At 72.2% G+C, this 12214-nt stretch carries 14 protein-coding genes and 1 pseudogene; 7 read left to right on the top strand and 8 right to left on the bottom strand.

The features are described 5' to 3' along the window. The gene (locus tag OG373_RS38745; RefSeq protein WP_405443533.1) at positions 1 to 543 is read right to left on the bottom strand and encodes a VanZ family protein; all 543 of its coding nucleotides are present in this window, start codon (positions 541 to 543) and stop codon (positions 1 to 3) included. An 84-nt stretch (positions 544 to 627) separates the two neighbouring features. Between OG373_RS38745 and OG373_RS38740 the strand changes: the two genes are divergently transcribed. Then, positions 628 to 1512 (top strand): YihY/virulence factor BrkB family protein, encoded by an 885-nt coding sequence (locus OG373_RS38740; protein WP_405443531.1) that lies wholly within the window; start codon positions 628 to 630, stop codon positions 1510 to 1512. A gap of 106 nt (positions 1513 to 1618) precedes the next feature. Continuing rightward, positions 1619 to 2110, top strand: a complete 492-nt coding sequence (locus OG373_RS38735) for a DUF6328 family protein (RefSeq protein WP_405443530.1) — start codon at positions 1619 to 1621, stop codon at positions 2108 to 2110. Between the two features lie 18 nt (positions 2111 to 2128). On the opposite strand, the gene OG373_RS38730 is transcribed toward OG373_RS38735, so the two are convergent. The 4 genes from OG373_RS38730 to OG373_RS38715 all read right to left on the bottom strand — a co-directional run bounded on the left by OG373_RS38730 (position 2129) and on the right by OG373_RS38715 (position 4303). Beyond that, complete coding sequence (locus OG373_RS38730) at positions 2129 to 3253, bottom strand: glutamate--cysteine ligase (protein ID WP_405443529.1); 1125 nt, start codon at positions 3251 to 3253, stop codon at positions 2129 to 2131. Between the two features lie 124 nt (positions 3254 to 3377). Then, the gene (locus OG373_RS38725) at positions 3378 to 3551 is read right to left on the bottom strand and encodes a CsbD family protein (RefSeq protein ID WP_405443528.1); all 174 of its coding nucleotides are present in this window, start codon (positions 3549 to 3551) and stop codon (positions 3378 to 3380) included. 73 nt (positions 3552 to 3624) lie between these two features. Continuing rightward, positions 3625 to 3780 carry a DUF6131 family protein gene (locus tag OG373_RS38720; RefSeq protein ID WP_229920453.1) on the bottom strand — a complete coding sequence of 52 codons (156 nt, stop codon included), beginning with the start codon at positions 3778 to 3780 and terminating at the stop codon, positions 3625 to 3627. Between the two features lie 139 nt (positions 3781 to 3919). After that, positions 3920 to 4303, bottom strand: coding sequence for a PRC-barrel domain-containing protein (locus tag OG373_RS38715; RefSeq protein WP_405443526.1), 384 nt, complete (start codon positions 4301 to 4303; stop codon positions 3920 to 3922). A gap of 257 nt (positions 4304 to 4560) precedes the next feature. On the opposite strand from OG373_RS38715, the gene OG373_RS38710 reads away from it, so the two are divergent. The 3 genes from OG373_RS38710 to OG373_RS38700 all read left to right on the top strand — a co-directional run bounded on the left by OG373_RS38710 (position 4561) and on the right by OG373_RS38700 (position 7059). Further along, complete coding sequence (locus tag OG373_RS38710; RefSeq protein ID WP_405444355.1) at positions 4561 to 5298, top strand: VOC family protein; 738 nt, start codon at positions 4561 to 4563, stop codon at positions 5296 to 5298. Between the two features lie 160 nt (positions 5299 to 5458). Next, positions 5459 to 6265: a ribonuclease BN gene (locus OG373_RS38705; RefSeq protein WP_405444354.1), complete on the top strand. Its 807-nt coding sequence runs from the start codon at positions 5459 to 5461 to the stop codon at positions 6263 to 6265. Between the two features lie 266 nt (positions 6266 to 6531). Continuing rightward, positions 6532 to 7059 (top strand): hypothetical protein, encoded by a 528-nt coding sequence (locus OG373_RS38700; protein ID WP_405443524.1) that lies wholly within the window; start codon positions 6532 to 6534, stop codon positions 7057 to 7059. Positions 7060 to 7263: 204 nt separating this feature from the next. On the opposite strand, the pseudogene OG373_RS38695 reads toward OG373_RS38700, so the two are convergent. Further along, a pseudogene (locus OG373_RS38695) lies at positions 7264 to 7737 on the bottom strand (DoxX family protein); the annotation flags it as partial. Positions 7738 to 7835: 98 nt separating this feature from the next. Between OG373_RS38695 and OG373_RS38690 the strand changes: the two are divergent. Together OG373_RS38690 and OG373_RS38685 are read left to right on the top strand one after the other, a co-directional pair. After that, positions 7836 to 8183: a GntR family transcriptional regulator gene (locus OG373_RS38690; RefSeq protein WP_397731721.1), complete on the top strand. Its 348-nt coding sequence runs from the start codon at positions 7836 to 7838 to the stop codon at positions 8181 to 8183. A 23-nt stretch (positions 8184 to 8206) separates the two neighbouring features. Next, positions 8207 to 9145, top strand: coding sequence for a DUF1648 domain-containing protein (locus OG373_RS38685; protein ID WP_405443522.1), 939 nt, complete (start codon positions 8207 to 8209; stop codon positions 9143 to 9145). 103 nt (positions 9146 to 9248) lie between these two features. On the opposite strand, the gene OG373_RS38680 is transcribed toward OG373_RS38685, so the two are convergent. Together OG373_RS38680 and OG373_RS38675 are read right to left on the bottom strand one after the other, a co-directional pair. Further along, entirely contained in the window at positions 9249 to 9800 is a 552-nt protein-coding gene (locus OG373_RS38680) for a hypothetical protein (RefSeq protein ID WP_405443521.1), read from the bottom strand. A gap of 263 nt (positions 9801 to 10063) precedes the next feature. Then, the gene (locus OG373_RS38675; protein WP_405443520.1) at positions 10064 to 12214 is read right to left on the bottom strand and encodes a SpoIIE family protein phosphatase; all 2151 of its coding nucleotides are present in this window, start codon (positions 12212 to 12214) and stop codon (positions 10064 to 10066) included.

Genomic DNA, 12214 nt, shown 5'->3' with positions numbered 1-12214 from the left:
TCAGCGCTGCCACCAGTGCCTGCGGCGCGGGTGTACGGCCCGCCCCAGGCGCAGGCCGATCAGCAGGTAGCCGATGAGCGCTCCGGCCGTGTTGAGGATGACGTCGTCGATGTCGAAGACGCGTCCCGTGACGAGGGCGCCCTGGGTGAGCTCCACCAGCGTCATCAGGGCGACCGTCACGGCGGCGACCCGCAACAGCCCGCGGGCCGGGGGCAGCAGGACGGGCAGGAGCACCCCGAACGGCACTCCCAGCAGCAGGTTCCCGCCGAGCTGGCGCACCGCCTCGATCGTCGAGGTCCCGTCCAGGTAGGCCCTGATCGAATGGCCGGGCCGGGCATTGGCGTGCACGAGGTCCGCCGAGGCGGCGGACGGCTCCAGCGTCAGCCGTGCCAGCACCACACTGAACAGGACGGTCCCGGCGAAGGCCGCGAGCATGGCCAGCGCCCGGACGGCCGGGTGTGCCGGACGGCGCTGCCGCCCGGTGGCCTCCATGGCCCCTTCTTCCGACGCCGCACCGCGCCGCCGCGCGTAGCTCCATGTCATGCGGGCGCGTGTACCCCGCCGACGGCCCGGTACGCCGGACGCCAACTGCGCATGTTCCCGGGCCCTTTCGGGCACGCGCGCTGCGTGACCGACATCCCCCGCACCGCACCGCGCACCGGAGGCCCGCCCGCCGCGCCGGCCCTGGCGGCGCGCACCCGCGCCCAGCTGCGGCGCACGGCCGTCCACGTATGGACCGAGAACGTCGCCGACCACGCGGCCGCCCTCACCTACTACGCCGTACTGGCCCTCCTGCCCGCGCTCGTCATCGCGGTCTCCCTCGTGGGGCTGCTGGGCGCGGCGACGCGGGACCGGCTGATCGCCGCGATCACCTCGTACGCACCGCCCCAGTCGGCGCAGGTACTCAGTGACGCGCTCGGCAGCCTCTCGGCGGAGCGGTCCTCGATCTGGGCCCTGCTGATCAGCGGGGTACTGAGCGCGCTGTGGTCGGCGTGCAGCTACCTGGCGGTGTTCCGGCGGGCCCTGCACACGATGCACCGGGTGCCCGACACGCGGCCTCCGCTGCGTGCGGCCCACACGTTGGTGATCAACGCCCTGCTGCTGGTCCTGCTCTTCGTCGGCGCCGTGGGACTGATCGTGTCCGGGCCGCTGGCCCGGTGGGTCGCGCACGTCACCGGCGGGCCCGGCCCGGACGTCGTCGCGCTGCTGCGCTGGCCCGTGCAGGTGGCGGTCGTGACCCTGCTGGTGCTGATCGTCTTCCGTACCGGCCCGACCCGGAGCCGGGGCACGCGGCGGGGGCTGCCCGGCGGCGTCCTCGCGGCCCTGCTCTGGCTGACCGCGACGGGGCTCTTCACCCTGTACACGGAGCTGGACACCTACGGCCGGCTCTACGGCTCGCTGGCCAGCATCGTGGTCTTCCTGGTGTGGCTCTGGCTGGCCAATCTGGCCCTGCTCACCGGGGCCCAGTTCAATGCCGAGCGGGCCCGGGAACGGGAACCGGACGCCCGATGACGTCGGCGGGACGGACGTTTCACTGACGCCCCCGTCCGGGTACCCCTGGCGGTGACCTCCGGGTCGGGCTCACGCGCAACCCCCACGACGGACAGAGGGAGGCCTCATGGACCAGAGCCACGGTGCTCGGGACGGGCGGAGCGAGAGCGTCGAGGAGCGCGCCGACCGGCAGTGGCAGGAGCTCATCCAGGAGATCCGGGTCGCGCAGACGGGCGTGCAGATCCTCTTCGGCTTCCTGCTGACCGTCGCCTTCACCCCGCACTTCCAGGGGCTGCCCCAGGTCGACAAGGTGATCTACATCGTCACGGTGGTCCTGGGTGCCCTGGCGACCGGGGCGCTGATCGGGCCGGTCTCCTTCCACCGCATCGTCTCGGGCCGCCGGCTCAAGCCCGAGGCGGTCGCGTGGGCGTCGCGCCTGACCTTCACCGGACTGCTCCTGCTGCTGGCCACCTGCACGTCCGCCCTGCTCCTCGTGCTGCGGGTGGCCACGCACAACGCCGTCGTGCCGTGGCTGGTCGCCGCGGTACTGGCCTGGTACCTGCTGTGCTGGTTCGTCCTGCCGCTGTGGGCGCGCGTCCGTTACACCGCGGAGGACTGAACCTGAACCGCAGCGACCTCAGGGGGCGGGCGCGGCCGTGGTCAGCTCCGCGCAGCCCAGGACGACGCCGGCGAGATCGCCGCGCCGGCTCAGCAGGGCGCGTTGGGCGCGGGCGCCGTTGCCCCGGTCCAGGAGCACGGCGATCTCCGCGCTCACCCGATCCCGGTCGCCGTGGTCGACGAGCGCCTCGCGGACATGCTCGTAGAGGGCCAGTACGGCGTCGGCGGGAGCGGTCTCCCGCATCGTCCGCGGATGCAGCAGCGGTCCGTCCAAGCCCGAGCGCCCGGCCCGCCAGGCCGCCAGTCGCAGCAGGCCCGTACCGATCCGGGCGGGCGGCTCCCCGGCCCGCCAGGCCCTGGCGGCCGTTTCGACCAGGGCGCGCACGAGGGCGGCCAGGAGCACCGTGGTGCGCGCCTCCAGGCACACGTCCGCGACCCGGATCTCCACCGTGGGGTACGTGGCCGACAGCCGGGCGTCGAAGTAGATCATCCCTTCGTCGTGGAGCACCCCGGAGTCCACCATCGCGCGGACATGCTCGTGGTAGCGGTCGGCGGAGCCGAAGACGTTCTCCGGCCCGGCCGAGGGCAACCGGTCCCACACCCGGCTCCGGTAGCTCGCGTACCCGCTGTCCGCGCCCTGCCAGTAGGGGGAGTTCGCACTCATCGCGGTCAGCACGGGGAGCCAGGGGCGGATCCGGTCCAGGACGGCCACGCCCTCCTCGTCCGACTCGACCGCGACGTGGACATGGCAGCCGCACGTCAGCTGTTCCTGCGCGGTCAGACAGAACTGCTCGGCGATCCACCGGTAGCGCGTCCCCGCACTCAGCGAGGGCCGTACGGGCAGGGGTGAGGTGCCGAGGGCGGCGACGAGTGCTCCGGCGGACGCGGCGTGCCGGGACGCCTCCGCACGCCACCGGACGATCTCCTCCTGGAGCTCGCCCATCTCCGTCACCGGCTTGGTGTTGAACTCCACCTGCTCCCGCTGGAGCTCCTTCTCGAAAACGTGCTCCTGCTCCTCCCGGCCTCTGGAGCACTCCCCGGCGCAGCGGTCGGCCGCGGCCAGGACCGCACCCGACACGGCGAGCGGCTCACCCGTGGAGGCGTCCACCAGCAGCAGCTCTTCTTCCACGCCCACACTTCGCATTCCGCCGCCGCCCATCGCGCCCCGATGCCGCACCGCACACGTTGTCACGGAAGATACGCCGTTCACATGCCGAGGTCCCGCACCCACACAGGCACGGGACCTTCGGCGGAAACCCTGGAGCGCGTCAGCGCTTGAAAACGTCCTTACCCTTTTCCTTGGCCTGCCGGGCATCGCCCTTGGCCTTTTCGGCGCGCCCCTCGGCGGTCATGCTTTCGTTGCCCACCGCGCGACCGACGGTCTCCTTGGTCTTTCCCTTGGCCTGCTCGGCCTTGGCCCGGCTCTTTTCCTTGCCCGACACAGCTGATCACTCCCTGGAGCATGTCAATGGAAATGGGAACTGGATTCGCCTCCCGCGGCGCGGGGCCGACCGGCTACCAGTAGTGGCGTCGGCCGCCGACCGCATGCCCGACCGAGCCCAGGATCCACAGCACCGCGCCCACCACGAGCAGGATGATCCCGATGGTCCACAGGATGGAGATTCCGGTCAAGAATCCGACGAGCAGGAGAATAAGACCGACAACAATCATGATGCCCTCGTTCCCACTTCGGAATTCGGCGGAACAGTTGTATCCGCCGCGGCGTTTCGAGTGGCGTCTACCCTCGAAATTCATCTTTATCAGTGCGACGCCTGTTGATTTTCAGCGGCGAGAACGCGCCGGCACTGTCTCACGCGCGGTGGCTTCCGGAGGGGCCTTCCCCGGGCAGCCCGCCGAGGCCGTAGTGCCCTCCGAGTTCCTCCCGGTAGCCGGGGTCCTGCAGGTGCTTGTCCCGGTGGAACTCCGGGGCGTCCTTGATCTGGTCCTTGGTGGCGTTCACGTAGACCTTTTCCTCCTCCAGATCGATACGGGCGACGGTGCTCGCCGGCAGGAGGACCTCCTTGCCGAAGATCCACACACCGATGTCGACGACCAGGTAGGCGTCACCGACCTCGTAGGAGTGCTTGTCGACCTTCCCGATGTGGCCGTCGCTCGCCTCGACCCGGTATCCGGTGAGGTCGGCCCAGGCCAGGTGGCCCGATGCCGGCCGGTAGCTCCACACATGCTCGGTCATGCGAAACAACTCCTCCGGCAGGGTGAACCCGTGGGGCCCTTCCGTATGTGTTGACGCGGGTGCCCGCCCTGTCGCGGGGCAAACACCACGCCCCGGACCCCCGGAATCCAGCCACTCGCCGGGCACGGCCTCGCGGCCCGGCGGCGCCGCCAGGTCTACGGTGGAAGGGTCCCGTCCCACGTGAACGGCAGATGAGGCTGACAGCTGTGTCGACATCGAGCCACGAGATCTTCGGTGCCCCGTGCTGGGTCAGCCTCATGGCCCGGGATCTCGCATCCGCACAGCGGTTCTACGCCGGTGCACTCGGCTGGGACTTCCGCCCCACCCACCTCGGGGGCGGAATCGTGGTCGCCTTCCGCGACGGGGCCCCCGTCGCCGGCATCGGCTCTCTCGGCGGGACGGGCGGCGCGCCGGCGGTGTGGACCCCCTACTTCGCCGTCGAGGACGCCGACGTCACCGCCGCCCGGATCCAGGAGCGCGGCGCCACCATGGCGGTCGGCCCCGTGGCGTTCGGCACCGGCCGCATCGCCCTGGCGGCGGACCCCGCAGGGGCCGTCTTCGGGTTCTGGCAGGGAGAGGTCGTCCCCGACTGGTCGGTCGGCCGCGGCAGCGCGCCGGCCTGGCTGGAACTGCGGACCCGGGACGCCTTCGCGGCCGCCATCTTCTACGGGGAGGTCCTCGACTGGGCCGGCGGGCGGCCCGGCTGCTGCGTGGTCTCGTACGAGCACGCCCACGTCGTCCTGCGCCACGGGCGCGACACGGTGGCGCGCATCAGCGGCGGCGCGCTCGAAGCGGCACCCGACCCGGAGGTGCGTCCGCGCTGGCACGTCCACTTCCGGGTGCCCGACCTGGAGGCGGTGGTCGAGGCCGCGGTCCGGCTGGGCGGCAGGACCGCCTCGCCCGTCCAGACGTCCAGCGCGAGCCGGTGGGTCGTGCTCGCCGACCCCGACGGGGCGCTGTTCACCGTAGTGGCACCTCAGGACGGGCCTGCCTGAACCGGCTCCGACCGGACGGTCACGGGCCGTCTCAGGCGGTCGCGGGGCGCTTCGAGCCGGACGGGAGTTCCCGAAGATGGATTCCAGGGCACCGGAGTCCTGTCGTGGGAGCGACATCCGGAGCGGCCATGCTCGTCACCTCTCCCCCGGCCGCAGCGAGATGACCGGGTCGGGTGGACCGGGCCGGCCGTCGCCCCTCGGACGGATACGCAGCGCGATACGCCGTACGCGGGCCGGACGCCGCTGGCAGCGGGTCCGGGACGTGGACCTGTGGCAGCGCTCCCTGGGGTTCTCGGCGCTCGGGTTCCTGACGCTCGTACCCCTGCTGATCGTCGTCTCCGCGGCGAACACCGCCACCGGGGAGGGCTTCGCGCAGTGGCTGGGCGACGGGCTGGGCGTATCGCCTGCCGCCCGGGTGAAGATCGACCGGCTGTTCGCCCTGCCCGGCCAGGCGTGGCGGACCACGACGGCATTCGGCCTCGCCGTGCTGACCGTGTTCGGCCTGTCCTTCGGCACCATGCTGCAGAGCGGCTACGAACGGATCCGGGACCTGCCCGCGGCCCGCTGGTGGGCCCGGTGGCGGCATGTGCTGTGGCTCGGCGCCCTGGTCGGCGTCCTGTACCTGTCGGCCATCGCACCACTGTGGCGTGACTCCCCGGCCCGCGGGTTCGTCGCGGTCGCCATCGGCACGGTGTTCTTCTGGTGGTCCCCATGGCTGCTGCTCGGCGGCCGCATCGACTGGATCGCCCTCCTTCCCGGCGCGGTGGCCACCATGATCGCCCTGCTCGGACTGCGGGTATTCGCCCGGATCGTGTTCTCCCCGCTGATCGCCTCCAGCGCCGTCACGTACGGCCCCTTCGGAACCGTGCTCGTCATCCAGACCTGGCTGGTCGGTGTCGGCGTCGTCGTCTTCGGCGGTGCGCTCGCCGGTCGACTGCTCCACGACGAACTGCCGCGCCGGCCATGAGGCCGGCCTGTACGACTGCAACCGCCGCGGAGCACGGCGTTCACCGGCAGGCGCCAAGGAGCGGATCACCCACGGGACTTCGGGCAGGGTGCTCGACGCCACCCGTGGCGGAGCAAGCCGCCGGCACGGCCGAACAGCCCCGCAAGGCCTTCAGGGACGGCGACCGGGGTGCCCGTGGCGATGGATCAAGGGCGCCCGGCCCCTGTTAAAGTGACATGCGCCCATCAAGTCGGGCTCTCGTACACTGCTATTCCAACGGGGTTCACGTGAAGCTTCGCCATGTCCGCGCGGTTGCCGTCTTCGGTATCGCAATCTTCGCACTCACCGGAGCCCGAGGCTCCCACGGCGCCAGCTGCGGTGGCAGCAGCCACAGTTCCGGCTCGGGCTCCAGCAGCTCCAGCGGCGGCAGCACCGGTGGCAGCCACGACAGCGACAGCACCGGCGGCAGCACCAGCAGCTCGGGTGGCACGTCCGTCACCGGCGGATCCAGCAGCAACAAGACCGAGCGCGACATCAAGATCGACGCCTGCAAGCTGGACGACGCGGGCAAGAACCTCGTCGCCAGGATCACGGTCACCAACAGCGGTTCGCTGGACCAGACCTACAACATCACCATGAAGTTCCGCGGGGACGCCACCTCGGCCGCGACCTCCGCCCAGGCCAAGGTCACCGCTCTCACCGTCAAGGCGGGTGCGTCCCAGCAGGCCGAGGCCACCACGCCGTACACCGGCAAGGGCGACGGCAGCGAGTACAAGGAGTGCGTCGTCGCCAGCGCGACGAAGAGCGCCCTCTGATCCGTTCCCGGTCCGGCGAAGCCCCCTCTCCCCCCCAGCGGGAGAGGGGGCTTCGCCGTCCGCCGCCTGCCGCGCGAATCAGGGACCGACCCGGGCCCGGGCCCGCCCCCGAGCCCGTCGGCCACCTCCGCCCGGGCGCACGCCGGGAGACGGGGCGGGGGTCGAGGCCGGGTTCGAGGCGGCGCGTCCCCGCCCGGTCGCGCCGCGGCGCCGGTGGAGCAGCGCGTCGAGGGACAGGGTCGGCGCGCCCGCGAGGATCAGGGGGGTCCACGCCAGCAGGTAGATCAGGTCCGCACCGAAGTAGTACGGGGTGGTCGACCAGCTCATGGTCAACCACAGGCTGAGCGAGATCAGCGCGCCGCCGAGTGCGGCGATCCGGGTCAGCAGACCGGCCAGGGCGCCCAGTCCGACGGCCAGCTCCCCGACGGCCATCGCGAGGCCGATGCCGACCGGATTGGTCATCGAGAGATCGATCAGCCCCGGCACCCCTGCGGCGTCCCGCACTGCCTCCATCTGCTGCCCGATCGAGCCGTCTCCGGTGGCGGACAGGAATGCCGGATCGGTCAGCTTGTCCAGACCGGCGTAGACGAACGTGACGCCCAGGAAGAGGCGCAGCGGCAGCAGTGCGTGCTCGGAGGCTCTCGCGCGGAGGCCGGCGGAAGGCGTGTTCATGCCCATCACACGAGGGATCCCGCGATCCGGTTCGACGTTCGGAGCGGGCTTTTTCGCGGCGGCGGATGCCGAATGAAGCCGATGGTGCTAGCGTCAATAGCATCATGCTGCTCAGTCTGAACATCGCGGACAACCGCCCCCTGCACGAGCAGGTGGCCGGGGCCATTCGGCGGGCTATCGCCGAAGGGGAGTGCGGGCCGGGTGACCGGCTGCCGCCGGCGCGGGAGTTGTCCCAGGCGCTGGGCGTCAACGCCAACACCGTGCTACGGGGGCTGCGCGCGCTGCGCGACGAAGGGCTGCTGGAGTTCCGGCGCGGCCGGGGGGTCACCGTTGCCGGTGGGGCGGACGGCCGGTCGGCGTTGCTGGAACGGGTGCGGGAATTGGTGGCCGACGGAGCCCGCCTGGGCTACGGCAAGGCCGATCTCATAGAGATGATCAAGGAGGCGCAGTGAAGGACCGTGGGGGCTTAACGGGGTTGAGTCGTGGCGCCGCGTGGGGGACGGCCGCCTGGGCGGCCGGGATCCTCGCGCTGCTCGTGGCGCTGCCGCTGGCGGCGCGCAGGGGGTTCGAGGACCGGCTGGCGACGCACTGGAACGCCTTCGGGGATCCCGACGGTTCACTTCCGCTCCGGGCGGTCGTACTGGTACCGACCGCGATCTGGATCGTACTGATCGCCGCCGCGGTGTTCTGGCGCGCGGCGCGGCGGTGGCGAGGGGCCGTGCTGGTCTCGTGCGGGGTGCTGCTCGCCGGGGAGCAGGCCTCGATCGTGCGGGCGAACCTCCACCACGCGGACTGGCGCAACGCGGACTCGGTCACCGTGGGGGCCGTGGCGGCGGTCGTGGCGGCGGCCGCGGCCGGGCTGGTGGGCATGCTGGCGAGCGGCCGGCCCTCCTCCCCCGCCTCGCCGGGACAGGGCCCGCGGATGGACATTCCCGCGGGCGAGCGCCGCGTGTGGCTCGCCCGCACCGAGAACCCGTGGCTGTACGTGCTCGCTGCCGTCGCCGGAATCGTCGCGCTGGCCGCGCTGCTCGTCGGGCTCGGCGATCCGGCGGAGCCGATGTGGCTGTTGATCGTGCCGTTCACGTTCGTCTCGATGGCCGTGCTCGCGTGTTCCTCGGTCCGCGTACGGGTCGCCGAGCGCGGTATGGACGTGGCGTTCGGGCCCCTCGGGTGGCCGGTGAGGCACTGGGACGCGGCGGACATCGAGTGGGCGCGGGCCGAGCACCGCACCCCGACGCAGGTCGGGGGCTGGGGCTACCGGCTCAGCGGCCTCGGCACCACGGTGATGCTGCGGAGCGGCGAATGCCTGGTGATCCGGGCCGGGGGCAAGGACTTCGCGGTCAGCGTGGACGACGCCGAACGGGCCGCCGCCCTGCTGAACTCTCTGGCCGGCGCGCACACCGAGCGGCCCTGAACCGGGCCGAACGGACGGCCGCGCAACCGGTCGGCCGGACGGCGAGGCCGGTGGCCTCCCCGTCCGGCCGACCGCCGTCGGCGCCGGCGCCGGCGCCGGCGGCTCAGTGGAACAGCATCGACGCGTCGCCTGCCGGGGTCGTGACCGATCCCGGACACAGGAAGCTGCCCGAGGCCTTGGCCGCCGTGAAGGCCCGGTTGATGTACTTCCGGCTCGTGGCGTCGCGGTCCCACACGATGCCCGTCGCCTTGTAGCGGCAGGAGATGAAGCTCTGCCTGCCGGTGATGTCGATCAGGTCGGTCCGGGCCGTGCCCGCGGCGTCGTCGAAGGTGAAGGCGGGGTTGTTGTTCAGGGAGGCGACGATGCCACCGCCGCAGGCCAGATTGCCGCCCGGGGTGTTGATGGTGGCGCGGTCGACCGTGAGGGCGGTCGGGGGGACGGCGCTGGTGCTCGCGTTGGTCCAGCTGCAGCTGTTGCCTGCGACCACCATCACGCCGTCGACCTTCTGGTCGACGGCCGAGGCGTCGGTTCCCTGTGCGAGGGCCGCGCCGGTGCCGGCGAAGGCCGCCGCGACGACCAGCGTCGCGATCCCGGCGAGACGTGCGATACGGGTGGTGCGGGTGACGGTGCGGGTGCTCTGGGCGATGTGCCTCATGGTTCGCTCCTCCATGCCACGTACTGGTGGGGGTGGGCGAGGCGCTGGGCCTCACAGAGTGTGCGGAGTGCGTGCCGGGAGAGTCCCACAGCGACCTTGAAGTGTCAGGAGCATGTCAGTGCCGTACCGAGAATGGCCGGAAATACCAACCCCGGTGCGGTGCCGCAGGCCCGTTGCCGAACCGCCACCGGGCCGCGCCGGAGTACCGAGCTGCCGTCGGCGCACACCGACTCGGCGGATTTGGCGGGGCGGCGGTCGGGGGTTCAGGGCCGGTGGGGGTCCGCTTGCGGAACCGGGCCATCGGTTCGCAGCAGCAGGAGGGCGATGTCGTCGGTGCGTGGTGCGTCGCGGTGGGCGTGCTCGATGAGTTCGTCCGCCAGATCGCCGAGGGAATGGTGCTCGGGAGCGTCTGCGATACGGGCCGCGACCGCGCCGATGGCGTCCTCGATGTCCCGGCCGGGGGCCTCGACGAGCCCGTCGGTGTAGAGCGCGAGGAGGACGCCGGGGCTGAAGGGGATCTCGACGGCCGCGTACGAGGCCTTGGGGTCGATGCCCAGCAGGAGACCGGCCGGCAGGGGCAGCATCTCGGTCCTGCCGCCGGGGTGACGCAGCAGGGGTGGCGGGTGGCCGGCGGAGGCCAGCCGGGCGGTGTGCCCGGCCAGGTCGATGTGGACGTACAGGCAGCTGGTGAACAGCCCCGGTTCCAGGTCGGTCAGAAGCCGGTTCGTGCGGGCGAGGACCTCTTCCGGGGGTGCGCCGGCACCCGCGTGGACGGCGGTGCGGACCTGGCCCATGAGGGCGGCGGCGTTCACGTTGTGGCCCTGGACGTCGCCGATGGCGGCCGCGACGGTGGTGTCGTCGATGCGGATGAGGTCGTAGAAGTCGCCCCCGACGTCCAGGCCGTGGGCGGCGGGCAGGTAGCGGGCGGCCACCTCGAGGCCGGGTACGCCGGGCAGGGTGTGGGGCAGGAGTCCGGTCTGCAGGCTGCGCGCGAGCTGGTGGGTGGCGTCGTAGAGGCGGGCGCGGTCCAGGGCCTGCGCGATCAGTCCGGCGATCGAGGTCAGGACGGCGCGTTCGCCGGGCGCGAAGGTGCGGGGATGCGTGTACGCGAGGACGAGGCAGCCGACCGGACGGTTGGAGGCGATCAGGGGAAGGAACGCCCAGGCGGCCATGCCGTCCTCGATGGCCGCGTCCGGGTGGGCGGCCAGGAGCTCGTCCATGTCGGCGAAGAACAGGGGGGTGGCGGTGCGCAGGATGTGGGTGGTGGCGGTGTCGGCGGAAACGGGTGTGCCGTCGAGGTCGGCCATGTGTGCCGCGGAGTATCCGCGGTGGCCGACGACCCGTACCCGGCCGTCCTGCTCGGCCAGGAGGGCCATGGCGTGCGCTCCGAGCGACGGGACGATCTGGTCGGCGGCCTTCTCCACGACGTCCTGGGCGTGGGCGGCCTCCGTGAGGGTGGCGGCCAGCAGCATGAGCGGGTAGAGCGCGGTGGCCCGGCTGGGTGTGGACTGGTCGGGATACCCGGGCGGGGCAGGTGTCGGCGGGCCGGACTCGTCACTCCCCGTGGTGATGCGGACACTGATTCCGGTGTTGTCCGGGTAGAGGTCGAAACGCACCTGCTGTCCGGTCGGGCGCGGTGTGGTGAAACTCCGCGGCAGTCGGCTCATCGCGGCGGCCCGGTAGTGGTTCTCCACGGCGGGCGTGTCCATCCAGGGCAGGGCCTCCCAGGGCAGGGCTCCGCGCAGGCTGGAGACGGGCGCGCCGAGCAGGTCGGCCGCCTCCTCGGTGATGAAGGTGATGGTGCCGTTCAGGTCCAGTGCGCAGTTGCCTCCGGGCAGGCGCCGGACGAAGGCCATGGCGGCCGCCGCCTCGGCCGGGCCCGGTGTGGGGGGCGGGAGCGGGCGCAGGATGACCGGACGCACCGCCGGGCGCGGCGGCCGACCCTCGTCGGTGGCGCGGAGCAGGGCATGCGTGAGGTGGCTGCGGGCGGATTCCAGGGCCTTGTGCTCCCGCTCGTCGAGATCGGGGGCGTGCGCGCCGGGCCACAGGAGGATCAGACCCGCCCCAGTCGGCTTCAGCGGGGCTGCGGCGAGGGCGAAGTCGTACGGGAGGACGAGGCCGAGTCGCGGGTAGCGGCGAGCCGTGTCCTCCTGGCCACTGAGCCACACGACGCGGCCCTCGCGGACCGCGTCGGCCACCGGGATCGGATCGTCCAGGCCGACCCTGGACCAGGGCGCCGCGAACTCGCGGGAGAGCCCGGAGGCCAGGGTCAGGTGCAGAACGCGCCGGTCGGGGTCGGGGTCGGGCAGGTAGAACATGCCGATGGACGCTCCCGCGTCGGCGCAGGCCCCGACCAGTGCCTCGCTCAGCGCACGCCGGTCGGCCCTCTCATCGCGCCCCGGAACGTTTCGCAC

The organism is Streptomyces avidinii (assembly GCF_045161815.1).
GTDB classification, from domain to species: domain Bacteria; phylum Actinomycetota; class Actinomycetes; order Streptomycetales; family Streptomycetaceae; genus Streptomyces; species Streptomyces avidinii.
Note: the sequence above shows the minus strand (reverse complement) of the source record. Positions and strands in the feature narration are given on the sequence as shown.

Excerpts from the sequence above, each read along its gene's own strand:
- OG373_RS38745 (WP_405443533.1), bottom strand. The coding sequence starts at position 543 with ATGACATGGAGCTACGCGCGGCGGCGCGGTGCGGCGTCGGAAGAAGGG.
- OG373_RS38735 (WP_405443530.1), top strand. The coding sequence starts at position 1,619 with ATGGACCAGAGCCACGGTGCTCGGGACGGGCGGAGCGAGAGCGTCGAG.
- OG373_RS38730 (WP_405443529.1), bottom strand. The coding sequence starts at position 3,253 with ATGCGAAGTGTGGGCGTGGAAGAAGAGCTGCTGCTGGTGGACGCCTCC.
- OG373_RS38720 (WP_229920453.1), bottom strand. The coding sequence starts at position 3,780 with ATGATTGTTGTCGGTCTTATTCTCCTGCTCGTCGGATTCTTGACCGGA.
- OG373_RS38715 (WP_405443526.1), bottom strand. The coding sequence starts at position 4,303 with ATGACCGAGCATGTGTGGAGCTACCGGCCGGCATCGGGCCACCTGGCC.
- OG373_RS38710 (WP_405444355.1), top strand. The coding sequence starts at position 4,561 with ATGGCCCGGGATCTCGCATCCGCACAGCGGTTCTACGCCGGTGCACTC.
- OG373_RS38705 (WP_405444354.1), top strand. The coding sequence starts at position 5,459 with ATGACCGGGTCGGGTGGACCGGGCCGGCCGTCGCCCCTCGGACGGATA.
- OG373_RS38690 (WP_397731721.1), top strand. The coding sequence starts at position 7,836 with ATGCTGCTCAGTCTGAACATCGCGGACAACCGCCCCCTGCACGAGCAG.
- OG373_RS38680 (WP_405443521.1), bottom strand. The coding sequence starts at position 9,800 with ATGAGGCACATCGCCCAGAGCACCCGCACCGTCACCCGCACCACCCGT.